Raw genomic sequence first — 24,529 nt, 5'->3', positions numbered from 1 at the left:
CACCGCATCTGCACACATCGGGGCAAGGAGGCTCTCGTGGCACAGGCATACCAGGTACCGCAATCGGGGTGGCGCTCGATCTCAGCGAAGCAGCGCCGCACGGTCGCTGGCGGCGCGATCGGCACGCTCATGGAGTACTTCGACTACTACCTCTACGGGCTGGCCTCAGCCACCGTCTTCCCCGCGGTCTTCTTCCCGGGCGACAACCCCGTGGTCGGAACGCTCTCCTCGTTCGCCAGCTTCGCGTTCGGCTTCCTGCTCCGGCCGATCGGCGGCTTGGTCTTCGGCCACATCGGCGACCGCATGGGCCGGAAGACCACCCTGATGATCACCGTCATCGGCATGGGCATCTCGACGGCCGCGATCGGCCTGATCCCCTCGGCCAGCTCCATCGGGATCGCCGCACCGATCCTCCTGCTCTTCTTCCGGATGCTGCAGGGGCTGTTCGTGGGCGGCGAGATGGGCGGCGCGGCGGCGCTCGTCGTCGAGCACGCCCCGGCCGGCAAGCGCGGCCTGTACGGCGCGCTGCTCATCAGCGGCGCCGGCATCGCCAACGTGGCCTCGGCCGGCCTGATGGCGGCCTTCGGCGCCGGACCCAAGTCGTTCTTCATGGAGTGGGGCTGGCGCGTCCCGTTCCTCCTCGCCCTCGTCCTGGCCGTCGTGGCGATCGTGCTGCGGTCCAAGCTGGAGGAATCCGAGGAGTTCAAGGAGCTGTCGGCGAACCGCAAGTCTGCCGGCGCGCAGCGGAAGTCCCCGCTCCGCGAGGTCTTCCGGCACCCGAAGAACGCCATCCTCGGCATCCTCATCGGCCTGCCGCAGAGCATCGCCGGCTACGTCGTCCTGACGTTCGGCCTCGCCTACATGGTCTCCAAGGGCACCCAGGCGCAGGTTGGCTTCATCGGCACCATGATTGTGGGCGTCCTGCAGATCTTCGTCGCGCCGATGTGGGGGAGCCTCTCGGACAGGATCGGCCGCCGCAAGGTCTACATCGGCGCCTGCATCGCCTTTGCCCTGCTGGTCTACCCCGCCTTCGCGCTCTTCAGCACCCAGACCGCGATCCTGATCTGGCTGGGCATGGTGGTCGGCTTCGTGATCCCCGGCGTGGCCATGCAGGGCACGCTCCAGACGATGCTGGTCGAGATGTTCGACGTCGAGGCCCGCACCACCGGGGTCAACATCGGCTACCAGATCTCGAACACGATCGGCGGCGGCTTCGCCCCGCTCATCGCGACCGCCCTCTCCGCAGCCTTCGGCAGCGTGTGGCCCGTGATCATCTACGTCGCGGTGATCGCCCTCATCGGCGTGATCGCCACCGCCTACGCTTCCTTCCGGCCGGACACCGAGGACGCGGGCCGGCTGCACGAGCCCGCAGCTGAGACCACCGCACCCGAGACCTCCCACCACTAGAACCACCCGCTGAGACTTCGCCAGAGAAGAGGACACCTCATGACCGTCACCACCAAGACCGCCTTCCACACCACCAACGCCCCGCAGCCCGCCGGCCCCTACAGCCAGGCGATTGAGGCCAACGGATTCGTCTACACCGCCGGCTTCGGCCCGCAGGATCCCGCCACCGGCGCCGTCGCCGATGCGGTCGGTGAGCAGACCCGCCAGGTGCTGCGCAACATCCAGGCCGTCCTCGCCGAGCGCGGGCTCACGCTGGACGACTGCGTCAAGACCACCGTGCACCTCGCCGACCTGGCCGACTTCGCCTCCTTCAACGAGGCGTACCAGGAGTTCTTCTCGGAGCCCTATCCGGTCCGCACCACGGTCGGGTCGCAGCTGGCGAACATCCTCGTCGAGATCGACGTGGTGGCCGCAGTGCCCGAGGGTCGCTGAGGAACGGATGGCAGGGCAGCTGCGACTGGGGGAGCTGGGTACCACCCGGCTCTCCCCACGCGACAAGGGAATCCCGGCCCGCGCCGTCGGGATGACGGTGGCCGAGTTCCTCGCCAGCGGGCCGAGGCTCTCCGAGTTCTGGACCCCGATCGTCGCCCTCGACGGCGAACGGATCAGGCACAACCTCACCGTGATGGGCCGGTGGTGCGCGGACCGCGGGCTCGAGCTGATGCCGCACGGCAAGACCACCATGGCACCCTCGCTGTGGCAGCAGCAGCTCGACGCCGGCAGCCTCGGCATCACGCTCGCCACCATGGGGCAGGTCCGCACCGCGCGCAGCTTCGGCCTGGCCTCGATCATGCTGGCCAACTCCGTGGTCGACGAGCGCTCGCTGGCCTACCTCGCCGGTGAGCTGGCGGACCCGGAGCTCCGCTTCGTCTGCTGGGCCGACTCGATCGCGACGCTCGAGGCGATGGAACGCGGGCTCCGCCGCGCCGGCACGCCCCGGCCGGTGGACGTGTGCGTGGAGCTGGGCGCCCCCGGCGGGCGCACCGGCGCGCGGACGGTCGCCGAGGCGCACGACGTCGCGCGGCGGGCTGCCGCTTCCGACGTCCTCCGCCTGGCGGGCGTCTCCGGCTACGAGGGCGCGCTCGCGCACGACCGGTCGGACGCCTCCCTCGCCGCCGTGCGCTCCTACGTGGAGCGACAGGTCGACCTGCACCGCGACCTGGGGGAGCTGTACGACGGCGAGGGCGACCTCTACGTCACGGCGGGCGGAAGCGCCTACCCCGACGTGGTCGCCGACGTGTTCGGCCGCGCGATGGCCAGCGATTCGCGCACTGGCGGCTCGCGCACCCTGTGGACGCTGCGCAGCGGCGCCTACATCACGCACGACGACGGGTTCTACCGCCAGATCTCCCCGTTCGACGAGGGGAGCGCCCGAGCCGCCGGCCCGGGAACGGCGAGCCGACTGCGCTCGGCGATGCGCGGCGTCGCCCGTGTGGTGTCCCACCCCGAACGCGGCCTCGCGCTGCTCGACGGCGGGAAGCGGGACTTCCCGTTCGACGAGGGGCTCCCGGTGCCCCGCGCCGTCGCGGCCGACCTGGACGGCGAGTGGGCGCCCCTCGCGGAGGCCTCGATCCTGGCCATGAACGACCAGCACAGCTATCTGGGGCTGGCAGGCCAGGACGTAGCCCTCGGCTCGGTCGTCGCGCTGGGGCTGTCGCACCCCTGCACCACGTTCGACAAGTGGCGTTACCTGCCCGTCGTGGCCTCGCAGGACGACGACCGCGTCGTCGACCTCGTCCAGACGTTCTTCTGACCCCTCTACACGGAAAGGCGCACGATGCGGTTGCTCCTGCGCGGCGGCACAGTCGTCGACAGCACCGGGATGCGGACGGCGGATGTCGCCGTCGACGGTGAGCTGATCACCGAGATCGACGAGATCGCGCCCGGCCCCGACGACCAGATCATCGACTGCACCGGGCGCTACGTGCTGCCCGGATTCATCGACGCGCACTCGCACGCCGACGGACTCCTCGAGGACGAGGCCGTGCAGCGGGCCCTGCTCAGGCAGGGGGTCACCACGGTGATCGCCGGGCAGGACGGGGTCTCGTACGCGCCGGGCAGCGGAGCCTACGCGAGCGAGTACTTCGCCGCCATCAACGGCCCGCACCCTCGCTATGCCGGAGGCGGCGTCGCTGCCTATCTCGCGGCGGCGGACGGCCGGTCGCGGCTGAACGCCGCCTACCTCGTGCCGGCCGGGACGGTGCGCTGGGAGGTCTGCGGCCGCTCCACCGCCCCCGCGGACGAGGCGCAGCGCGCCGCGATGGCCGCGCTCGTCGAGGAGGGCATGCGCGACGGCGCGGTGGGGGTGTCCACCGGGCTCGACTACGCCCCCGGGATCTTCGCCACCACCGAGGAGATCGCGGCGCTCTGCGCCCCGGTGGCCGAGGCCGGCGGCGTCTACGTCACCCACATGCGCGGCGGGTACGAGGCGAACTCCGCCGCAGGGGTCGACGAGATCGCCCGCATCGCCGGGGCCTCCGGAGCCCGGGTCCACATCTCGCATTTCCACGCCCAGGCGCACATCGTCGCCGAGCAGCTCGAGGCCCTCGCCCGGGCTGGCGTGGACGCCACCTTCGACGCCTACCCCTACACCCGCGGCTGCACGCTGTTGGCCATGCCGCTGCTGCCGCCGGACCTCTCACTGCTGCCCGCGGAGGCCATCGTCGAGGCCATCAGCGACCCTGCCCAGCGGGCACTGCTGCGCCGCGAGTGGTTCCCGAAGGTGGAGCGCAACGCGAGCCTCGGACCCGAGTGGCCCTCGATGATCACCCTCGCCCACATCGCAGCCCCCGAGTTCGCGTGGGCCCACGGCCTCACCCTCGACGCGGCCGCCGCGCGGAACGGCGCCGATCCCATCGACTTCGCGCTGGACGTGCTCGCGGCGTCCCGGCTCGAGGTCAACGCCATTATGGCGGTGCGCCACGAGCGGCCGACCTCCGAGCTCGCGGCCATCTTCTCCAGCCCCCGCCACCTCGGCGGCTCGGACGGCATCTTCATCGGCGCCCACCCGCATCCTCGGGCCCGCGGCACGTTCGCGCGCTACCTGCGCGACTTCGTGAGGGAGACGCCGACGTGGTCCTGGCCGGAGGCGGCCGGCCACCTGTCCACCGACCCGGCGGCTCGATTCAGCCTGGGCCGCCGCGGCCGAGTGGCACCGGGCTGGGTCGCCGACCTCATCGTCGTCGACCCTCAGACGGTCGCTGACACGGCCACGTACGAGGAACCGCTTGGCGAAGCGGTGGGCATCGACGACGTCCTCGTGGCGGGCCAGCCGGTGCTCGCCCGCGGCGCGCTCGTCGACGGCGCCCCGGGACGCGGGCTCCGGCGCGAGCACATCGGAGAATAGGGAGTCATGCTGCACACCTCGAACCCACGCCTGATCACGATCGGCGAGACGATGATGATGGTGACGCCCGCGCGTGCGGAGTCCCTCGCCACGGCCGACGACGTGGGCCTCCACCCCGGCGGAGCCGAGTCCAACGTCGCCTGCCATACTGCCCATCTGGGGATCCCCTCGGCCTGGGTGAGCGCCGTGGGCGACGACGTCCTCGGACGCCGGATCGTCCGCGCCATCGGGGAGCGCGGCGTGGACACCCGGTGGGTCACGGCCGACCCGGAGGCCCCCACCGGCGTCTACTTCAAGGACCCGGGCCACGGAGTCCTCTACTACCGGCGCGGGTCTGCCGCCTCCCGGATGGGCCCCGCCACCATCGTGGGCATCCCGCTCGAGGACGCCGACATCGTGCACCTCTCGGGGATCACGCCTGCGCTGTCCGCGACCTGCGCCGCCCTGGTCGACGCCGTGATCGACCGCGTCGCCGCGAGCACCGCGACGCTGACGTTCGACGTCAACTACCGGCCCTCCCTGTGGCCCGAGGGCGCGGCCGCCGGCGAGCTGCGCCGGATCGCCGACCGCGCGGACGTGGTTTTCGTGGGCCTCGACGAGGCGCAGGCCCTGTGGGGCTGCGCGACGCCGGACGACGTCCGAGGGCTCCTGCCGGGGCCCGACAGAATCGTGGTCAAGGACGGCGACATCGGCGCCACCGAACTGGGCCGGGACGGAACCGTGTTCGAGCCCGCGATCCCCACCGAGGTCCTCGAGGCGGTCGGCGCCGGTGACGCGTTCGCCGCGGGCTACCTCGCGGCCGGCCTGAACGGCGCGGGCGCCTCCGGGCGGCTCCGTGCCGGCCACGAACGGGCGAGACTGGTCCTGCTCTCGATGAGCGACTTCGTCGCAGACCCACCCGCTGCCGCGCCGGCAGCCCTCACGCAGCCCCTCCCCTGAAAGGACCGGTCTTTCCGATGATCGACAACTCTGAGTTCAGCAGCATCTTCGGCGGAGCGCCGCTCATGGCGATCCTGCGCGGCATCGGCGTGGAGAGGAGCCTCGCCGTCTCCACCACCGCCTGGGACCTCGGCATCGACGTCGTCGAACTGCCCATCCAGACCCCCGACGACGTCGAGGCCCTGCGCGCCGTCGCGGCCGCCGGGCGCGAGAGGGGCAAGGTGGTGGGCGCGGGCACCGTGGTCACTGCCGAGCACGTGCAGCAGGCGATCGACGCGGGCGCGCACTTCACCGTGAGCCCCGGCTTCGACCTCGAGGTGGTCCGGGCCTCCTCCGAGGCCGGGCTGCTGCCGCTGCCCGGGGTGGCGACGCCGAGTGAGGTGCAGATCGCGCTCAAGGAAGGCCTGACCTGGCTCAAGGCCTTCCCCGCCTCCGTGCTGGGCACCGAGTGGATCAAGGCGATGAAGGGCCCCTTCCCCGCGGCCAAGTTCGTCACGACCGGCGGAATGCACGCCGGGAACGCAGGCGACTTCCTCGCCGCCGGTGCGCGGGTCGTCGCAGTCGGATCGGCACTCGAGGACCCGTCCCAGCTCCCCAAACTCGCGGAACTGCTCGGCACCTCCGGCCAGCCGGTGCAGTCGGGGCGGTAGCGGTGGCCTCGCAGAGCGACCTGCTGGCGTTCGTGGAGGCGAAGCTGGCCTACGAGATCGACGTCGTCGCGGCCGCCGAGGCGCAGGCTGATGGGACCGCCGTCATCGTCGATACCCGCCGGCAGTCGTCATGGGACCAGGGGCACATCGCCGGCGCGCTGCACCTTCCGAACAATGCCCTGGACGACCGTCTGGCCGATCTGCCGCCCGACCGGACCCTCATCGTGTACGGGTGGGGCCCCGGCTGCAATGGCGCCACGCACACCGCGCGCCGCCTGCTCGCCGAGGGCTTCGAGGTGCGCGAGCTGATCGGCGGGTACGAGTACTGGGTGCGCAACGGCTTCGCGGTGGAGCGGGCAGGCGGGGTCGAGAAGGGGGATCCGGACCCGCTCGTCACGCACTTTGGAGGCAGTCCAACCAGTTAGAGAGCGGATTCCCCGGCGAGGATGGGCTCGCCGGGGAGTCTCTGGGAGGGCCTAGCTCTTCTTCAGCTTCACGGTAGTTGTTGTTCCCAGCGCTGAGACCTTGTAGCTGATGGCGCCGTCCTGATAGGTGAATTCCTTGGTCGCATCCGAGGACGCCAGCAGGGCGGAGCGCGTGGCTTCGACATCTCGCGAAGAAGTCCACGTATAGGGCTCCTTCGCATCCGTCGGCGCTTTGAAATCGCCGATCCAATAGGTCGACGTCGTGTTCCCACCGTCGGAGACCCAATCAATCGTCATCTTGTCGCCGGTGATCGTGGCCTGCTGATAGGAAGTCTTCCCAGCAGAGTTCTCCTGCTTCCACGAGCCGGTCAGAGTGGGAGGTTTTGGCGCTTCCTGCTTTGATGCAGAACTAGTGGCGGCGTCTGTGCCGTTTGCCGCCGTTCCGGCGCAGCCACTCAGTGCGAGGGCAACGGCGATAACAACAGGGGCCAAGGATTTGTTCATCACAAAATTCTCACGTGTCCGTGCCAGGGCATCATTCAGATCGGACATTGTGTCGTGGTGAAGTGTGTCATGCATACGTTGAGTGCCGGGTGCTTTATCCGGGCGCGGAAGCGAATCCAAGGTTGTGTCGGTGCGCGTGTGGCCGCGGTCACTCTGTAAGAGTTGGGATCGTGAGGGCAGCACTCTTCCTGGATTTCGACAACTTCTTCAGTGGGCTCATTTCGGCTGATCCGGCCTCCGCGCTGTCCATGGCTGAGAGTCCCGCCCGGTGGCTGCACAGACTAGCTGGCCAAGACTCGGACGACATCGCGCGCAGGTGGCTCGTCCTTCGCTGCTACATGAACCCGGCTGGTTGGGTCCCCGATCCCTGGAAGCAGGGTGAGCGCCTGTTCTTCTCAAAGTTCCGCCCGTTCTTCACCCAGGCGGGCGTCGAGGTGGTGGACTGTCCGGCGCTGACTAGGGGATCCAAGAACGGCGCGGACATCCGGATTGTCATCGACGTCATGACAGCATTGAGAGCGAATACGAGATACGACGAGTTCGTCATCGCATCCGCTGACGCCGACTTCACTCCGCTGCTTCAGGTCCTTCGGGCAGACGACCGCCGGGTGACGGTTATCGCCACATCCTCCACGGCGCCAGCATACGAAGCGCTCGCGGACCGGTTTCTCGACGAGCAGGACATGTTCGATCTCATGTCCAACGACTCGACGGTCGACTTCGAGGAAGAGGCCGCCATCCCTGCCCCGCTGCCGCAAGTGCACAATACTGGCCTCGGCGCGAACTCCTGCGGCTTCGAAGAATCCGTGCGTGAGATCTACTCAAAGGCCACTGCGCCTCTGAATATGGCCCAGCTTTCCTCACAGCTCAGAACACGCGGCATGGACGGGGGCGGCACATGGTTCGGGGCTGGTTCATTTCGTCGAGCCATTGAGCGGCTGGGGCTCCCGAACGTCCAGTTTTCCCAGCACTACCTATGGGACTCCGCGCGGCATGCTGAGCCGATAGTGACACCGCCGTCGGCAGCGGCCGTGCCAGCGTCGGCCGTGAGCCTGCCGCCCATCGTCAAGAACTTCGCCGAAGTGACCGGCATGCCGAGAATACCCTCGGCCGCGTGGCCAATCGTCTTCGAGATGCTCGAAGCCTATGCCCGCGAGCACGAGTTCAACCCGACCGAGGCTTCAAAGTGGTCGCGCGACCAGGCTGCTGTGAAGGGGGCGGATATTCCCCGCAGCGCCTTTGCCTTTGTCATTCGAGCGTGCAGGGATGCGGAGACGAATCTGAACGCGCACCCCTCTCCGGGTGCGGAGAGCATCGCCCGGGCGCTTTACACGAGCATCCTGAGGCGAGCCGAGACGGCCGGCCTTGAGGTCGGCGCATCCGAGAAGCGCGAACTCGCCGACTGGCTCCACTGCCCCAGCTCGGACAGCGAGGGTTGAACTGCAGCCGGCCGGGCTCCTCGGGGCAGTCTGACGCGTGGCCGGGGTGGCAGGCCCTGAAGGAGGGACCACGGGCGGGAGAGCGTGCTGATGGCCTGTGTGGAGGGACAGGTCCGCGAAGCAGCGACGGTAGGCATCCGCTTGTCGTGCGATATGTATTTAACTTACCGTTCTGTTTTCTGGTGCCCTTGGTACAATTCGGCTATGGCGAAGAAGACCGACGCGGAGACGCTCTCAAAGCACCTGTACGATGCACTGCGACGCGACATCCTCGCTGGCCGCTGGGCCCCGGGAGCCAAGCTGCAGCTGACCGCACTCTCGGAGCACTACGACACGAGCAGCACAGTGGTCCGGGAGGCCCTCACGCGACTGGTGGGCAATCGACTCGTGCTCCTGCGCCCCAACCGCGGATTCTTCGTCCCCGAGCTCTCCCTGGCCGATCTCGAGGACATCACCGAGATGCGGTGCGTCAACGAGGAACTCGCGGCTCGCCTCGCGATCGAACGCGGCACCCTCGACTGGGAGTCCGAACTCATGGCCGCGCACCATACGCTGGAGCGGACCCAGCGCCGCGAGGCCGAGAATCCAGACGAGCACACCGAGGCATGGAACGAAGCCCACCAGGCCTTCCATGCCAAGCTCGTCGAGGCGTGCGGGGTCCCGGTGCTGATTGACCTCACGCTGGTCCTCTCCGACCTGAGCCAGCTCTACGGGCGTTGGGCGGGAGCTGCAACCCGCTACGCTGACCGGGACATCGAGCAGGAGCACCGCGACATCCTCGCCGCCGCACTGGCGCGAGACCCCCGCCTTACGGCCGCGCTGCTCCGCACCCACTACCAGACGACCATGGCTGCCGTCCGCAGCGCAGGCGAGGTGGGACTCAAGACCAGCTAAATGTGCACTATCGCTGGATAATGCACAATCTTTAGGATAGTGTCTCCTTGAAGCCGGAGTGAGCCGAGCGAAGGAGCACGGATGTCCTGGGGACTGATCAGCGAGATGGGCCACGTGGCCATCCAGACCACCGATCTGGGCGCGTCAGTGGCCGATGCCACCGACATCCTGGGATTGCGCGTCACGGAGCGCACGGACGCTGGCGTGTATCTCGCCGCCAATGCCGTGCACCATGAGCTCGTCTACGTCGAGTCGAGCCGGAACGGGATCCACTCCCTCGGCCTCATCGCACGCGACGGCGACGCGCTCGCCGAAGTGCGGCGGAGGGTCGAGGCGGAGAACCTCCAGATCCTTTCCACTGACCCGCTGAGCGCCGGGGTCGCGGACGGCTTCGCCTTCGTGGGCCCTGAGGGGTGGATCTTCGAGGTCTACACCGGCATGGCATCCGCAGAGTCCGGGCCCCTCTCGTTCGGCCCGGACCGCTACGGGCACATCAACTTCCACCCGGTCGACGTGCGCGGCATGATGCTGTTCCTCTCCCGGGTGTTCGACTTCCGCCTCTCCGATGTGATCGGCGACGACTTCGCATACTTCATGCGCTGCAACCCCGATCATCACGGGATCGCCCTCATCAAGGGACGCGGAACGTTCCACCACCACGCGTGGCAGACCCAGTCCGTGGGGGACCTCGCCAAGCTCGGCGACCGGCTGAACCGGAAGGGCCGGGAGCTCATCTGGGGCCCGGTCCGGCACGGTGCGGGCCACAACATTGCCGCCTACTACGTCGAGTCCTCAGGCGCCGTGGTCGAGCTCTACACCGACCTCGAGCAGATCTACGACGACGACCGTGAGCCCGTCATCTGGGGCCAGGACGAGAACTGGTACAACATGTGGTCCGACAGGCGCCCCGACGACTTCCGCACCTTCGGCATCCCCCCGGTCGACCACCGCTTCTGACCTCGGCCCCGGCCACCCCTCCCACACCGCACCGACTCGAAAGGCCTTCCATGAACTACGTCTCCTTCACGACCCCCGACGGCGCCACGACCTGGGGAGTGGCCCTGGACGGCCGGGTCCACGACCTGGGCCCGACGGGTGCGGACATCGCTCCGGCCCTGAAGTACATCGTCGCCGACGGACGCTTCGGCAGCCTGACCGAGGAGCAGGTCCGCCGGGCCCCGGCCTACGACGAGGCCGCGGTCACCCTGCTGCCCCCGATCACTGACCCGGCCAAGATCCTCTGCATCGGGGTGAACTACGTGAGCCACCAGGAGGAGACCGGGAAGACGAACCAGAAGGCGCCCACGGTCTTCACTCGCTTCGCGGACTCCCAGATGGGCCACCGCGCCCCGGCCCTCATGCCCGCCTCGACCACGCAGTACGACTATGAAGGCGAGATGGCCCTGGTCGTCTCCAAGGATGCCTACAGGGTGAAGGCCGCGGACGCGTGGGACTACGTGGCAGGGTATGGCGCATACAACGACTTCTCCGTCCGAGACTGGCAGCTTGCCGCGACCCAGTGGACGCCCGGCAAGAACTTCCCCGGCACGGGAGCCTTCGGTCCCTACCTCGTTCCGGCCGCTGACCTGGGCGACGTGGACCAGCTCAAGCTCGAGACCAGGGTCAACGGCGAGGTGCGGCAGAGCGCCTCCGTGGCGGACCTGTACTTCTCGATCCCGCAGATCATCGAATTCGTCACGGCCTGGACGAAGCTCTCCGCCGGCGACGTCATCGTCACGGGCACCCCCGGCGGGGTGGGCCTCTTCATGGAACCCAAGGGCTTCCTGTCCGCAGGCGACGTGGTCGAGGTCGAGATCACCGGCCTGGGCACGCTGTCCAACACGGTGACCCTGGACGCCTGATCGACATGGACGAACGAGTCTCACTGGGCGAGCACGTCGACGCCGACGTCGTGGTCCTCGGCGCTGGACCGACCGGGCTCACCGCCGCCTGCCTCATGGCCGATGCCGGCCTGAGCGTCGCCGTCGTCGAGCAGCGCCCCGGCACCGGCGATGAGCCGCGTGCGATCAGCGCGACCGATGAGGCGCTGCGCATCATGCAGCAGCTCGGCGTCCTGCCGGAGCTCGCCCCGGAGACGCTCCTCGGCACGGGTGCGCGGTACACGGGCAGGCGGGGGCAGGTCTTGGCTGATGTCCGGCCGCCGCGCCCCCGCCTCGGCCAGCCCGGCAAGAGCCAATTCGACCAGCCGGTCATGGAGGGCCTGCTGTGGAAGGCAGCAGCGGCGCGGCCAGGAATCCAGCTGCACTTCGCGACCGAAGCGACGCGGCTCATCCAGACAGAATGCGGCGTCGAGCTTACCGGGGCGCGCCGCGGTCCCCGCACTGAGGGCTTCCGCGGGGATCTCGCGCAGGACGAGGCCTTCGCGCTGGCCGAGGCCGGCACGAGCGACATCCTCCATCGGGGTGGAACCGCGGCGCCTTCCGACAGCGCAGGCAGCGGACCCGTTGCCGTGACGTTCCGGTCCCAGTGGCTCCTAGCGTGCGACGGCGGCCGCAGCTTCGCCCGGAAGGCGCTCGCGATCGGGCTCGAGGGCTCGACCCAGGTGGAGAAGTGGATCGTCGTGGACCTGCTCGATGCAGGCACCGGCGAGCCGTACGCGTCGTTCCACTGCAACGGCACCCGGCCCGCCGTCGTCGTTCCCGGGGTGAAGGGGCGGCGCCGCTACGAGTTCATGCTCCTTCCAGGCGAGGACGAGGAAGCGATGCTCTCGCCCGCATCCATCCGTGCGCTGGTGGGCCAGTACCAGGACATCGAGCGGCTCAGGGTCCGACGAGCCGTCGTCTACACCGCCCAGCAGCGACTGGCAGCGCGGTGGCGGGAGGGCCGCGTCCTCCTCGCAGGCGACGCAGCACACCTCATGCCCCCCTTCGCGGGCCAGGGCCTCAATGCAGGTCTGCGCGACGCCGCTGCCGCAGCCTGGCGTCTGGCAGAGGCGGTGCACGGGCGCGCCGCGGAGCCCCTCCTCGCCTCGTACGAGGCCGAACGGAAGCCGCACGCGGCCGAGATGGTCCGCCTGTCCAAGCGCATCGGATCAGTCGTCATGAGCACCAGTCCGCTCGTGTGCGCCACGCGCGACGCCGTGCTTCCGGCACTGGGCATCGTCCCGCGCGCGAAGGCGTGGCTCACGACCATGAAGTTCCTCCGCCAGCCCCGCTACCACGAGGGCCTGGCCGTGCCCGTAGCCCCCGGTGTTCCTGCCGCAGCCGCGGACCTGCTCGGCAGGGCCCTGCCCCAGCCGGACGTGGTACCGGCGGGCGGCGGCGCCGTGACCCAGCTCGACGACGTGATCGGGTCCGGGTTCGCGTGGATCGCCGTCACGGGCCCAGGCGAGCTCTCCGTGACCCGCCCGGGAGCGGCGCCCGTCGCGGTGCGCTCGGTGGCAGGCCCCGTCGATGCGGGCATCCTCGACGCAGCGGTGGGCCACGAGCTGCTGGTGCGTCCGGACCGTTACGTCGCGGCCGTCGTTGGGGCCGGGCGCCGCGATGAGGCCTTCGGCGCTCTTGCAGCCGCGCTGCCGGGGCTCAGCGAGCAGTTCTCCATCCCGGCACTCAGCCCGGCCCCGCGGTGACCCGTCCGGAGCAGCCCGGCATGCGCGCGATTGCGCTGGGCACCGCCGGCGGACCCCTCTGGCGTGCCGCGAGGGGAGGACCGCGCCGCGCCGGCATCGCCACGGCTGTCGTTGTGGATGGCTTCGTCTATCTCATCGACTGCGGGTGGGGCGTCGGCGAGCGGTACGTCCAGGCCGGGCTGCGCTTCCCCGACCTCGCCGGGATCTTCCTGACGCACATGCACTCGGACCACACGATCGACCTCAACTCGGTGATGGTCATGGGAGGCCTGGCGTTCCGCTCGAGGAGGGAAGCCATAGTGCCCGTCCTCGGTCCGGGCCCGCGAGGGTCCGTCCCGAGGATGAACGAGCACGCGAGCGAGGAGCTGTCCGTGGTCTTCCCAGACAATCCGACGCCCGGGACCCGGGAGATGGTCGAGCTGCTCCTGCGCGCCCACGCAACCGACCTCAACGACCGGCGCCGGGACTCCCTCGGGGCCGACCCGACCGCCGTCTTCCGCGCGCGCGACATCGTCCTCCCGGAGGGAATCGGATACGACGCCGACGAGAGGCCGCACCCTCCCACCGAACCATTCGAGGTCTTCCGCGACAGCCGCGTCTCGGTGACCGCAACGCTCGTCCAGCATGCACCAGTGGCCCCCGCTTTCGCCTTCCGCTTCGAATCCCGCCACGGGTCCGTGGTCGTCTCCGGCGACACCGGCCCCAGCGCGAACCTCGAGCGCCTCGCGCGAGGCGCCGACGTGCTCTTCCACGAGGCGATCGATCTGGCCGCCGTAGAGGCTCTGCACGCCCACGCCGCCCCGGACCACGTGGCCGCCTCGATGCGCCACCACCGCCACGCCCACACGACCCCTGAAGCGGCCGGACAGCTCGCCGAGCGGGCAGGCGTCCGCGTGCTCGCACTGCACCACCTTGTTCCCGCCGGGGCGCCGCCCACCACGTGGGGGCTGGCGGCCCGGCACTTCCGCGGCGAGCTCCGGGTGCTGGAAGACCTTGACACGGTCCATGTGACGCCACCGGCTCCCAGGACGGCCCGGGACTGACGGCCCGGCCGTTCTGGGGCCGCCCTCCTGCCCTCGCCGTGCCGCTGACCCTAGGCGAGCCTGATGGTCACTGTCTTCAGCTCGGTGTACGCCTCGATGCCCTCCCGGCCGTTCTCGCGGCCCCAGCCCGACATCTTGAACCCGCCGAAGGGCAGGTTGGGGTCCATTCCCGAAGGCGTGTTGACGCGGACGTTCCCGGCCTTCACACGCTCGGCGAAGAGCAGCGCACGGCTCAGGTCCCGGGTCCACACGATCGCATTGAGCCCGTAGTCCGAGTCGTCGGCGCGGGCCACGACGTCCTCGATCGCGTCCGCGTCGGAGAACGTCTGCACCACGAGGACCGGGCCGAAGATCTCCTCGCGCACCACGGAGAGGGACGGCGAGTCGGTGCGGAGCACGGTCGGGCGCACGAAGAAGCCCGCGCCGTCGGCCGCGGTGCCGCCCGTGACAAGCTCGGCACCGCCCGCCAACCCGGCGCGGACGTAGCCGAGGACGCGCTCGCGCTGCGCCTCGGAGATGAGCGGGCCGAGCTGGGTTCCCTCGGCGGTGCCGGCACCGAGCCGCAGGCCCTCGGCGATCCGCGCGATCCCATCCACGACGGCGTCCGCGACCTTCTCGTGGACGTACAGTCGCGAGCCTGCGGCACACACCTGTCCGGCGTTGGCGAAGATGGCCTGGGCGGCGCCGGGGATTGCCTGGGCGAGGTCGGCGTCGTCGAAGATGACCACAGGCGACTTGCCGCCGAGCTCGAGGCTGATGCGCTTGAGGCTGTGCGAGACGGTGCGGAGCAGGTGCTGACCCACTGCGGTCGAGCCGGTGAAGGAGATCTTGTCCACGAGCGGGTGCTCGGCGAGGGCCTGGCCGGCAATGGGCCCTAGGCCCTGGACCACGTTGAGCACGCCCGCTGGGATCCCTGCCTCCAGGGCGAGCTCAGCGAGCCGGACCGCCGTGAGCGGCGTGAGCTCGGCCGGCTTGAGCGCCACCGTGCAGCCCGCCGCGAGCGCCGGGGCCACTTTGGACAGTGCGAGCGTGAGCGGCACATTCCACGGCACGATGAGCCCGGCGACCCCGAGCGGCCGCCGCAGGGTGTAGGCGTGCCAGGCGCCGGGGAGCGAGACGTCCCGGGTCTCGCCGTTGAGCTTCGTCGCCCAGCCGGCCTGGTACCGGAGGATCTCGATGCCCTGGCGGATCTCGACGTCGCGGGCGACCGCGAGCGGCTTTCCGCAGTTGAGCGACTCGAGGAGCGCGAGCTCGTCGAGGTTCTCCTCGAGCAGGTCCGCGAGGCGGTGCAGCCGCGCCGCGCGGGCGGCGGGCGCGAGGCGGGCCCAGCGGCCGTCGTCGAACGCCGCCCGGGCGGCCCGCACGGCGCGGTCGACGTCGTCGGCGGACGCAAGCGTCGTCGTCGCCAGCCGGGTGCCCGTCGAGGGATCGACGACCGTGAAGTCGCCGCCTTCGCCAGCGCTGAACTCGCCATCGATGAACAGCCGCAGTGGGGCGTCCAGCAATGCCGGTAGGGCGGTGTCCGTGGCCGTGGCAGTCATAGGACCTCTTCCTTGAGATGGGTGTGACCCTTGCAACATCATCGTAGTGAAGATACATTACCTTTCAAGAAATACATTCTTATGCTCATGATGCACACGGTTCGCCCACGCTCTGAGGGCGTGCTCTTTCCCAGCACCCGATGCGGCACCGCCGCCGAATCACGCAGGAGACACCACATGTTCACTCGACGCACGTTCCTGGCCCGCAGCGCGGCAGTCGTCGCCATCGCCGCCAGCGCCTCCCTCGGTCTCGCCGGCTGCGGCGGTGACGCCCAGTCGGCTGCCAGCGGCGGGACCACCAAGCTCAAAGTCGCTGTCGCCCCGATCCAGTTCGAGACTGCCTACATCGCCCAGCAGCAGGGCCTCTTCGCCAAGCACGGCCTCGACGTCGAGATCGTCCGCGGCGCCGACCCGGCCGCGCTCCTGGCCCAGGTGGTCTCGGGCGACGTCAATATCGGCATCGGTTCGTGGATCAACGTGGCGACCTCTGCCGCAAAGGGCGTGCCGGTGAAGGTCATCGGAGGCAACGGCATGGTCGATGCGAAGTCTGACAACTCGGGCGTCGTCGTCGCCAAGGATTCGCCGATCAAGGGCCTCAAGGACCTTGCAGGCAAGACCATCGGCGTCGTCGGCGTCAAGACTGGTGGGGACATCCCCGTCCTGCAGGCCCTCGAGGGCGCGGGCGTGGATGTGAGCACCGTCAAGGAAGTCGCCGTGCCGTACGCAGGCATGCAGGCGGCGCTCGAGCGCAAGACCGTGGACGCAGTGGTGGCCGCCGACAGCTTCTACCACCAGATCCTCTCCGCCGGCTACGTCAGCATCTCGAACCCGGTGCGGGAGTACCAGGCGAACATGCCGGTGACGGTGTGGACGTCGACGGCGCAGTGGCTCGCGCAGAACGCCGCGGCGGCGAAGAAGTTCGACGACGCCATGGCGGAGGCGGTGGCCTACTACAGCGATCCCAGCCACCTCGAGGACGTCCGCAAGGTCTACGCCACCGTGAACCAGGTGGACATCTCCAAGGCGCCCAAGACGTTCGTCCCGGCCGATGTGACCTTCAACGTCAAAGAGGCGCAGGACGGCGTGGACGCGATGAAGCACTTCGGCCTCCTCCAGAAGGCGGTCGCGGTCAAGGACATCCTGTGGGAGCAGGCGCCGCAGCGGGCGTCTGCGGGGAAGTAGCGCTCGATGACACTGCTCCGCTCCCGAGGACTCGGGCTTCTCGCCCAGCGCGTGCTCGCGGTCGCTCTCCTGCTGGGGATATGGCAGGCGGTGGTCGCCGCCGGGCTCCTGCCCTCGATGGTGCCTGCCGTCGGCGCCGTCGGCGCAGCCGTCGCGGCCTCGGTGGTGAGCCCCGCGTTCTGGCAGGCACTGGGAGGGACGCTCCTGGCGGCCCTTGCCGGATGGCTCATCGCCACTGTGGTGGGGACAGTGCTCGGCCTGCTCATCGGATCGGTCCGCTTCCTCGACCGCTCCACGGCGATCCTCCTCGACTTCGGCCGTTCGTTCCCCGTACTCGCGCTGATGCCCGTCGTCATCATGCTCCTCGGGTCCAATACCAGGATGGAGATCGTGGTGGTCGCCCTCAGTGCGCTGTGGCCGATCCTGATCCAGACCATCTATGGTGCCCGGCGTCAGGAGGCCGCAGTCGCGGACACCGTCGCGGTGTTCCGCATCCCCCCGCTGCTCCGCTTCCGCCGAGTCCTCCTGCCGGGCGCACTGCCGTTCATTGCGACCGGCGTCCGGATCTCCTCGGCCATCTCGATCCTCGTCGCCGTGGGCGTCGAGGTCATCTCCCAGGCCCCCGGCATCGGGCGCCAGATCACCCTCATGCAGCAGAACGCCAGCTGGGACCTGGCCTTCGCGGACCTGCTGTTCACCGGTTTCGTCGGGTGGACCTTCGCGGTCATCCTTCAGAAGGTCGAGGCCCGCGCACTGACCTGGAAGAGGCAGATCGATGACTAGCACCACGTTCCGCACCGCCGGTCCGCGTCCCGCGCGCACGACGCCGCGCCGCGCCCCCCGCTCCCGACCGACCGTCACCGGGGCGATCGTCCAGAGTGCGTGGCTGATCGTGGTCGTCGCGGCCATCTGGTGGTTCGCGACGGCCGGGAGCACGAACTTCTTCGTCCCGCCGCTGCAGACGATCCTCGAAGCCCTCGTACGGGACCTCGGCAACGGTGTCATCGCGGCCGGCGCGACCTACTCCCTGGGCAACCTGTTCGGCGGCCTCGCGATCGCGACCGTCGTGGGGATCGCCCTCGGCATCCTGCTGGGGGAGGCGAAGTGGCTGCGCGACGTCGTGGACCCGATCATCCACTTCTTCCGCTCAATCCCCCAGGCAGCACTCGTGCCGCTCATCATCGGCACGTTCGGCATCGGCCAGGGGCCCAAGGTGGGCACCATCGCCTTCGCGTGCCTGTGGCCCGTGCTGCTGAACACGATCGACGGCGTGCTCGGCGTCGAGCCCACCGTGCGCAAGTTCGCGCGGGTCTACCGGATCCCGCGCGGGCTCTACTTCCGTCGGGTCGTTCTCCCGGCGGCGCTGCCGCAGATCATGGCCGGCATCCGCGTGGCACTGCCGATCGGGATCACTGTCATGGTCGTGTCCGAGATGTTCGCCTCGACCGAGGGCCTGGGCTTCTACATCCTCAATTCCTCGGCCACGTTCCAGGTGCCCGAGACGTGGGCGGGCGCGCTGCTCGTCGGCGTCGTGGGCTACATCCTCTCGATGCTGTTCGTCCTCATCGAGCGCCGCGTCCTGCGCTGGTACCACGCCTCAGGTGCCCAGTGAGCACGACGCCGTCCACCTCGCCTCGGCCTCAAGCCACCCCAGGAGTTCCCATGACCATCCAGGACCAGCCCGTCCAGGACGCAGCCACCCAGCCCGTCCCCGCGCAGCACGCCCCTGCGCGTGGCGGGGATGTGATGACGGTGCGCGGGCTCAGCATGAGCTACGGCGCCGGCGCCTCGCTCAACCCGATCCTCGCCGACCTCGACCTGGACATCGCCGCCGGTGAGTTCGTCTCGATCGTGGGTCCGTCCGGCGTCGGGAAGACGACCCTGCTGCGGTGCCTCTCCGGGCTCATCCGCCCGCAGTCGGGCGCCATCACGGTCTCCGGCGACGTCATCGATGGACCCCACCCCGACCTCGCGGTGGTGTTCCAGGACTACAGCCGCTCGCTCATGCCGTGGATGACGACGCTCGAGAACGTCGCCTTCCCGCTCCAAGGCAAGGGCATGGGCAAGGCGGACCGGAACGCTGCGGCCGAGAAGAACCTCGCGGCCGTGGGCCTCGCCGGCCAGGGCCACAAGTTCCCGTGGGAGATGTCCGGCGGCATGCAGCAGCGCGTCGCGATCGCCCGGGCGCTCGCGTACGAGGCGAAGGTCCTGCTCATGGACGAGCCGTTCGCCTCGGTGGACGCGCAGACCCGGTTCGACCTCGAGGACCTGGTGCTGAACCTCCAGCAGGACCTCGGCGTGACGATCCTCCTCGTCACGCACGACATCGACGAGGCCCTCTACCTCGCGGACAAGGTCGTGGTCATCGCGGAAAAGCCCGCGACGGTCGTGGACGTCATCGAGACGGGGTTCGGCGACCAGCGCGACCAGCTGGAGACGAAGGCCGATCCCCGCTTCGCCGAGGCCCGCGCCCGCATCATGCACCGGCTGCGGAAGGACTGACGCCGCGAGCAGGGGAGGCAAGCGAAGGAGGGGCCGGGTCGGTGGACCCGGCCCCTCCTGGTGCGGGGCTCAGAAGTCCGTGATGACGCTGCGGGCCACGCCTCCTGCGCGGAGGAGGTCGTAGCCGCGGTCGATCTCGCCGAGGCCGATCCGGTGCGAGACGAGCTCGTCGAGCTTGAACCGGCCCTGGAGGTACAGGCGGGCGTACATCGGAATGTCCACCTTGAGGTTCGTCGAGCCCATGGCGACTCCTCGCAGGCCCTTCTGCTTGCCGAGGAGGTCCCCGAACGGGGTCACCTCGAGGGTCTGGCCGGGCCTGTGGACGCCGATCAGATACGCGGTCCCGCCGATCTCGAGCATCGCGAGAGCCTGCTCGGAGGTGACCTTGAGCCCGATCACCTCGAAGGCATGGGTCACCCCGCCGCTGGTCAGCTCGAGGACCTGCGCCACGACGTCGCCCGCGGCCGGGTCCACCGCGTCCGTCGCACCGAACATGCTCGCGAGGGCCAGCTTGGCCGGATCGAGGTCGACCGCGACGATCCGCTCCGCGCCGGCCAGCGCCGCGCCCTGGATGACGTTGAGGCCGACGCCGCCGCAGCCGAGCACGGCGACCGTGTCGCCGGGGCGCACGCGCGCCGTGTTGACCGCTGCTCCCGCACCCGTGACCAGTCCGCAGCCGAGCAGGGCCGCCCGGTCGAATGGGATCTCCTCCGGGATCGCGACGACGTTCGTGGCGTGCACGAGGACCTGCTCGGCGAAGCCGCCGACGCCGATGAACTGCGTCAGTGGCCGGCCGCCGAGGCTGAGCCGCGGCGCCATGCCCTGCGCGCGCGATGTCGCTGAGGACCGTGCGCAGTGGTACGGGCGGCCCGTGAGGCATGCGCGGCAGGCCCCGCAGGAATGGATCGGCGAGGTCACGACGTGCTGGCCCACCGCGATGTCGGCGACGTCCGCGCCGACCGCCGCGACGATGCCGGCGACCTCGTGGCCGAGGACCGCGGGCATCGGGAGTCCGGCATCGGTTGTCGCGACGTGGAGGTCCGAGTGGCACAGGCCCGAGGCGCGCACCTCGATGAGCACCTCGTCGGGGCCGGGGCTGTCGATCCGGATGTCGGCGACCTCGAACGGTCCGCCCACGGTCTCGGTCACTGCTGCGCGCATGGATTCCTCCGGGATTCTCGTGACATAGCTAGCAGTAAAAAATATAATTGATAAAGATCTGCAATATATAGCCCGGGGTGGTCCGGGCGGACGGAGGAACCATGAGGGCAGCGGTCATCAACCGGTTGGACGGCACGTTCGACATCGAGGAGCTGCGCATCGGGCGCCCGCTCCAGGACGAGGTGCTCGTCGAGGTCGCGGCCGCGGGCCTGTGCCATTCCGACTACCTCGTCGCGTCGGTGGACCGGGGGCGGCCGGTGCCGATGGTGGCCGGCCACGAGATGGCCGGGACGGTCATCGACGTGGGCGAGGGAGTGCGGGACCTCGCGGTCGGCGACCGCGTGGTGGCCACTGAGGTCGACTTCTGCGGCGTGTGCCGCGAGTGCCGGAGTGGGGCGCCCTTCCGCTGCCTCGACCCCGGTGCGGCCCGACGACCGGCCGGCGCACCCGCCCGTCTCACGCGCGACGGCGAGCCGGTCACCTCGTTCGGGGTCGCCGGCTTTGCGGAGCGGACCATCCTGCACCGGAACAAGCTCGTCAAGGTTCCCTCGGAGATCCCGTTCGCGCAGGCCGCCGTGCTCGGCTGCGCCGTCTCGACCGGTGTCGGGGCGGTGCTCAACAGCGCTGGCGTGCGGGCCGGGGAGACGGTCGCCGTGGTCGGACTCGGCGGGGTAGGCCTGAACGTGGTGCAGGGCGCGGCGCTCGCGGGGGCACGCGCCGTCGTCGGCATCGACCTGCAGCCGACCAAGCTCGGGCTCGGCCGCCGCTTCGGCGCCACCCACGTGGTGGACGCCTCCGCGGCCGACGTCGCCGCGGCCGTCCGGGACGCGACCGACGGCGGCGCGCACCACGTGTTCGAGGCGATCGGCCTCGCGACGACCCAGCGCCAGGCGATCGGGCTGTCCCGCACGGGCGGCTCAGTGAACTTCATCGGCATCCCCCAGGGCGCGCCGCTCGACGTCGACGTCATGCGGGACCTGCTCGTGGGCCAGCGCACGTTCCGCGGTGTCTACATGGGGTCCACGGACCCGCGCAGGGATATCCCGTTCTACGCGGACCTCTACCTCCAAGGCCGGCTCAATCTCGATGACCTCGTTTCTGCCCGTGTGGGCCTGGACGCGATCAATGACGCCTACGCGCGGCAGGAGACCGGCGCGATCGCGCGGTCGGTCATCACGTTCTGAAAGGGGAAAGGGGGCAGGACGCTGTTCGCGTCCTGCCCCCTCTGCTCTTCGGCCGCTGGGTCAGACGGTGCCGCCGTGCCGGGCGATGACGTCGCGCGCGAGCTTCTTGCCGAACGCCGTGTGCGCGGCGAGGGCCTCCTGAGCGGCGTCGACGTCGCGGGCGGCGAGGGCCTCGGTGAGGTCGCGGACGTGGTTCGTCTCGAGCTGGCGCGACCACTCCTCGGCCGTCAGGGCCTGGCGCCAGACCGTCCCGAGGCCGAGGCGGCGGAAGGCATCCGCGAGGGCCGCGGACCCTGCCACGGACACGAGCCGGTCGTGGTACGCGACGTTGAGGGCGAGGAACGCGTCGAGGTCGCCCGCCTCCTCGGCGCGCAGCGCTTCAAGCTCGGAGACGATTCGACGGAGCTCCGCGACGTCGCCGTCGGTGAGCCGGCCCAGATGGGAGGCGATGACGCCCGACTCGATGGTCGCGCGGCCGTCATAGGCGGCGTCGGTCGTCTGGGCGGTGATGGGCTGAGGCTCGAGAAGTCCCTCATCGTTGCGGGACACGAGTCCCTCCGCGGTGAGCTTCACGAGCGCGTTCTGCACCTGCTCGGGCTCGGAGCGGATCGCCTCGCCGATGGCCACCGGGTCCAGGACGGAGCCGAGCGGGGTGCGGCGCTTGAGCACCCAGTCGCGCACGCCGTCGTACGCCTTGACCTCGAGGACCCGCTCGAGGCGGCCCATCGTGCCGCGGTAGTAGGCGAGCGGCTGCCGGTCTGCGGCGCTGGCCTCGGCCACGAGGCCGAGGAACACCGTGTGGGTGCCGCCCGTGGCCGTCTCCGCGATCCGGCACTCGATCGTCGCGAGCGCACCGTCGAGCAGTGGGACCCCGTTCTCGGAGATGGTGTAGCCCACGCCCTCGAACTTGTCACCGCCCTTGCGGCCGAACTGGAACGCGAGCGCAGCCTGGTCCTCCGCGAGGATGTTGATGCCGAACACGCCCGCCTCGACGACGCGGTCGTGCGTCGACGACGAGCGGTTGAGGCACGCGAGCATCATGGGGGGCTCCATCGAGAGCGACGAGACGGCTGAGGCCGTGGTGCCGTACGGCCTGCCGTCGACGACAGTCGTGATGACCGTGACGCCGGAGGCGAAGTGCCCGACGACGTTGCGGAACACGACGGGATCGACGATGGGGCCTTCGGCGGTGAGGGGCTGGACGGTCATGGTGTCCTCCTTTGGACAGGACTCATAGGTGTGTGGGTCAACAGGGTCACGGAAGCGTGATCGCGTCGAGGAGCGGCCCGACGCCTGGCGCCTCGGCGAGGCCCAGCGCGAGGCCCAGGGCGCGGTGCGCCCGATCGGCCGGGAGGCCCGCGAATGCGGCGTTCGCGAGGAACTTTCCCTCGATCTGGGCCAGCGTGAGCGGGCTGTGGTGACGGTCCCCGAGCGGCGCGTCGACGCGCTCGCGGAACGTGGCGCCGCTGTGCGTGAGGACCTCGACCTCTGCGGTGAGGTACTCGCCCGGGCCGAGCGAGGGGACAATCTCGACGGCGGCCGCGGCCGCACCGAGCGCCGGGTCGTCTGCGGCGAGGAGGTGCTCGGGCCGGACGGTCCCGTGCGCGAGCGCCGCGACGGCGGTGAAGCGGAGGCTGAACGCGGCGTCGACCTCCGGGTCCCGCCCGGGGGCCCACTCGGCGCCCACGAACCCGGCTGCGGTGCGCGGCGTGACGTGGAGGCGGACGCGCGCGGCGTCCTCGAGGCGCACACCGCGGGCGTGCAGTCGGGCGGCGGCGTCGAGGCTCGGGTGGCTTGCGCGGCACGAGCTCCATGGCTTGATGACACGGTCGGCGCAGTACACCTCGCCGAGCCGCTCGAGCATGAGCTCGGGCCGCGGCTCCGCGCAGAACCGGTCGAGGAAGCCGAAGCGGCCCGTGAGCGGGTCGTCTTCGCCGCGGTACCCGATCGCCGCGAGCTCGACGGCGGTCACGCCCGCCTGCGCGGCGAACGCCATCGGCAGCCGGAACGCGGGCGCGTGGTCGAAGATCGGGGCCACGGATCCCCCGAGCTGCTGCACGGCGAGGCCCCAGGCGTCCACGAGCCTGCGCGCGTCGAGCCCGGCGAGCCGGGCGGCCAGGGCCGTGGCACCGATGCCGTTGACGGTGCCGGTGTTGTCCTGGCCGGAGTAGACGTCGAAGCCGCTGCCGACGGCGAGCCGCGCCGTCACGTCGTCCGCGAGGACGAGCGCGTCGAGCAGCTCGGAGCCGGTCGCCCCATGACGCTCGGCCTCCGCGAGCGCCACCGGGACCGTGGTCCCGGTGATGTGCGCGGCGACCTCCTGGCCGCCGGGGCCTTCGGCGCTCACCGGCTCGAAGTCGAACGTGCGGACCAGGACGCTGCCCGCCCACGCCGCGGTGCGCGCGGGCACCCTCGTGGAGGTGCCGGGGATGCGGGCGTCCGGTCGGCCGCCCCAGGACGCGGCGAGCGCCAGCAGCTCCGCCGCCCTCGGCGCGCGGTGCCCCGCGAGCGCACAGCCCACCGCGTCAAGGACGCGCACGACGGCGCGTTCCCTGGCCTCGGGGGAGATGCCGCCCGAGCGCGTGTCCACCACGTGGGAGGCCAGACGCCCGGTGAGCTCTGCCCGCGCGGCCAGGTGGCCCCGCTCGTCGCCGATGTTCTCGGCATACTCGCGCCCGATGTCTGCGGGTGCACTCATCATCGTCTCCTGTCTCTTCCTGACG

Annotated in this window: 23 protein-coding genes; 18 read left to right on the top strand and 5 right to left on the bottom strand. The window is 70.1% G+C overall.

From position 1 onward, the window contains the following. Positions 1-36: 36 nt before the first annotated feature. Genes ACYVKZ_RS08400 through ACYVKZ_RS08370 form a run of 7 tightly spaced genes read left to right on the top strand, consistent with a single transcriptional unit; the run spans position 37 to position 6,767 of the window. Positions 37-1,407 (top strand): MFS transporter, encoded by a 1,371-nt coding sequence (locus ACYVKZ_RS08400; RefSeq protein WP_460991697.1) that lies wholly within the window; start codon positions 37-39, stop codon positions 1,405-1,407. A gap of 39 nt (positions 1,408-1,446) precedes the next feature. Then, positions 1,447-1,839: a RidA family protein gene (locus tag ACYVKZ_RS08395; protein WP_460991696.1), complete on the top strand. Its 393-nt coding sequence runs from the start codon at positions 1,447-1,449 to the stop codon at positions 1,837-1,839. A 7-nt stretch (positions 1,840-1,846) separates the two neighbouring features. Beyond that, positions 1,847-3,160: a type III PLP-dependent enzyme domain-containing protein gene (locus ACYVKZ_RS08390; RefSeq protein ID WP_460991695.1), complete on the top strand. Its 1,314-nt coding sequence runs from the start codon at positions 1,847-1,849 to the stop codon at positions 3,158-3,160. A 24-nt stretch (positions 3,161-3,184) separates the two neighbouring features. Beyond that, positions 3,185-4,753 (top strand): N-acyl-D-amino-acid deacylase family protein, encoded by a 1,569-nt coding sequence (locus tag ACYVKZ_RS08385; RefSeq protein ID WP_460991694.1) that lies wholly within the window; start codon positions 3,185-3,187, stop codon positions 4,751-4,753. 6 nt (positions 4,754-4,759) lie between these two features. Next, a complete protein-coding gene (locus ACYVKZ_RS08380; protein WP_460991693.1) occupies positions 4,760-5,692 on the top strand; it encodes a sugar kinase in 933 nt (310 codons plus the stop codon). A 17-nt stretch (positions 5,693-5,709) separates the two neighbouring features. After that, on the top strand, positions 5,710-6,342 hold the full coding sequence (locus ACYVKZ_RS08375; protein ID WP_460991692.1) for a bifunctional 4-hydroxy-2-oxoglutarate aldolase/2-dehydro-3-deoxy-phosphogluconate aldolase: 633 nt from the start codon (positions 5,710-5,712) through the stop codon (positions 6,340-6,342). Between the two features lie 2 nt (positions 6,343-6,344). Beyond that, the gene (locus ACYVKZ_RS08370; protein WP_460991691.1) at positions 6,345-6,767 is read left to right on the top strand and encodes a rhodanese-like domain-containing protein; all 423 of its coding nucleotides are present in this window, start codon (positions 6,345-6,347) and stop codon (positions 6,765-6,767) included. 51 nt (positions 6,768-6,818) lie between these two features. On the opposite strand, the gene ACYVKZ_RS08365 is transcribed toward ACYVKZ_RS08370, so the two are convergent. Continuing rightward, on the bottom strand, positions 6,819-7,319 hold the full coding sequence (locus tag ACYVKZ_RS08365) for a hypothetical protein (protein WP_460991690.1): 501 nt from the start codon (positions 7,317-7,319) through the stop codon (positions 6,819-6,821). A gap of 122 nt (positions 7,320-7,441) precedes the next feature. Between ACYVKZ_RS08365 and ACYVKZ_RS08360 the strand changes: the two genes are divergently transcribed. The 6 genes from ACYVKZ_RS08360 to ACYVKZ_RS08335 all read left to right on the top strand — a co-directional run bounded on the left by ACYVKZ_RS08360 (position 7,442) and on the right by ACYVKZ_RS08335 (position 14,236). Further along, positions 7,442-8,710 (top strand): NYN domain-containing protein, encoded by a 1,269-nt coding sequence (locus ACYVKZ_RS08360; protein ID WP_460991689.1) that lies wholly within the window; start codon positions 7,442-7,444, stop codon positions 8,708-8,710. Positions 8,711-8,914: 204 nt separating this feature from the next. Then, positions 8,915-9,604, top strand: a complete 690-nt coding sequence (locus ACYVKZ_RS08355; RefSeq protein ID WP_460991688.1) for a GntR family transcriptional regulator — start codon at positions 8,915-8,917, stop codon at positions 9,602-9,604. An 81-nt stretch (positions 9,605-9,685) separates the two neighbouring features. Next, the gene (locus ACYVKZ_RS08350) at positions 9,686-10,561 is read left to right on the top strand and encodes a VOC family protein (protein ID WP_460991687.1); all 876 of its coding nucleotides are present in this window, start codon (positions 9,686-9,688) and stop codon (positions 10,559-10,561) included. A 50-nt stretch (positions 10,562-10,611) separates the two neighbouring features. Further along, positions 10,612-11,466: a fumarylacetoacetate hydrolase family protein gene (locus tag ACYVKZ_RS08345; protein WP_460991686.1), complete on the top strand. Its 855-nt coding sequence runs from the start codon at positions 10,612-10,614 to the stop codon at positions 11,464-11,466. A gap of 5 nt (positions 11,467-11,471) precedes the next feature. Beyond that, positions 11,472-13,193, top strand: a complete 1,722-nt coding sequence (locus ACYVKZ_RS08340) for an FAD-dependent monooxygenase (RefSeq protein WP_460991685.1) — start codon at positions 11,472-11,474, stop codon at positions 13,191-13,193. A 20-nt stretch (positions 13,194-13,213) separates the two neighbouring features. Then, positions 13,214-14,236, top strand: a complete 1,023-nt coding sequence (locus ACYVKZ_RS08335) for an MBL fold metallo-hydrolase (RefSeq protein ID WP_460991684.1) — start codon at positions 13,214-13,216, stop codon at positions 14,234-14,236. A gap of 50 nt (positions 14,237-14,286) precedes the next feature. Here ACYVKZ_RS08335 and ACYVKZ_RS08330 read toward each other — a convergent pair whose 3' ends face one another. Next, a complete protein-coding gene (locus tag ACYVKZ_RS08330) occupies positions 14,287-15,777 on the bottom strand; it encodes an aldehyde dehydrogenase family protein (RefSeq protein ID WP_460991683.1) in 1,491 nt (496 codons plus the stop codon). A gap of 177 nt (positions 15,778-15,954) precedes the next feature. Between ACYVKZ_RS08330 and ACYVKZ_RS08325 the strand changes: the two genes are divergently transcribed. Genes ACYVKZ_RS08325 through ACYVKZ_RS08310 form a run of 4 tightly spaced genes read left to right on the top strand, consistent with a single transcriptional unit; the run spans position 15,955 to position 19,461 of the window. Continuing rightward, positions 15,955-16,959 (top strand): ABC transporter substrate-binding protein, encoded by a 1,005-nt coding sequence (locus tag ACYVKZ_RS08325; RefSeq protein WP_460991682.1) that lies wholly within the window; start codon positions 15,955-15,957, stop codon positions 16,957-16,959. A gap of 6 nt (positions 16,960-16,965) precedes the next feature. Beyond that, positions 16,966-17,742, top strand: coding sequence for an ABC transporter permease (locus ACYVKZ_RS08320; protein WP_460991681.1), 777 nt, complete (start codon positions 16,966-16,968; stop codon positions 17,740-17,742). After that, positions 17,735-18,571, top strand: coding sequence for an ABC transporter permease (locus ACYVKZ_RS08315; RefSeq protein ID WP_460991680.1), 837 nt, complete (start codon positions 17,735-17,737; stop codon positions 18,569-18,571). The genes ACYVKZ_RS08320 and ACYVKZ_RS08315 overlap by 8 nt, the downstream gene beginning before the upstream one ends. A 50-nt stretch (positions 18,572-18,621) precedes the next feature. After that, complete coding sequence (locus ACYVKZ_RS08310) at positions 18,622-19,461, top strand: ABC transporter ATP-binding protein (RefSeq protein ID WP_460991679.1); 840 nt, start codon at positions 18,622-18,624, stop codon at positions 19,459-19,461. Between the two features lie 69 nt (positions 19,462-19,530). On the opposite strand, the gene ACYVKZ_RS08305 is transcribed toward ACYVKZ_RS08310, so the two are convergent. Further along, positions 19,531-20,622: a Zn-dependent alcohol dehydrogenase gene (locus ACYVKZ_RS08305; RefSeq protein ID WP_460991678.1), complete on the bottom strand. Its 1,092-nt coding sequence runs from the start codon at positions 20,620-20,622 to the stop codon at positions 19,531-19,533. Positions 20,623-20,723: 101 nt separating this feature from the next. Between ACYVKZ_RS08305 and ACYVKZ_RS08300 the strand changes: the two genes are divergently transcribed. Next, entirely contained in the window at positions 20,724-21,806 is a 1,083-nt protein-coding gene (locus ACYVKZ_RS08300) for a zinc-binding dehydrogenase (RefSeq protein ID WP_460991677.1), read from the top strand. 60 nt (positions 21,807-21,866) lie between these two features. On the opposite strand, the gene ACYVKZ_RS08295 is transcribed toward ACYVKZ_RS08300, so the two are convergent. Then, positions 21,867-23,015: a flavin reductase gene (locus ACYVKZ_RS08295; RefSeq protein WP_460991676.1), complete on the bottom strand. Its 1,149-nt coding sequence runs from the start codon at positions 23,013-23,015 to the stop codon at positions 21,867-21,869. A gap of 46 nt (positions 23,016-23,061) precedes the next feature. Next, positions 23,062-24,504, bottom strand: coding sequence for an MmgE/PrpD family protein (locus tag ACYVKZ_RS08290; protein ID WP_460991675.1), 1,443 nt, complete (start codon positions 24,502-24,504; stop codon positions 23,062-23,064). Positions 24,505-24,529 lie beyond the last annotated feature (25 nt).

The sequence above is a fragment of the Sinomonas soli genome (assembly GCF_054782415.1).
This window is presented reverse-complemented; position numbering and strand designations above follow the sequence as displayed.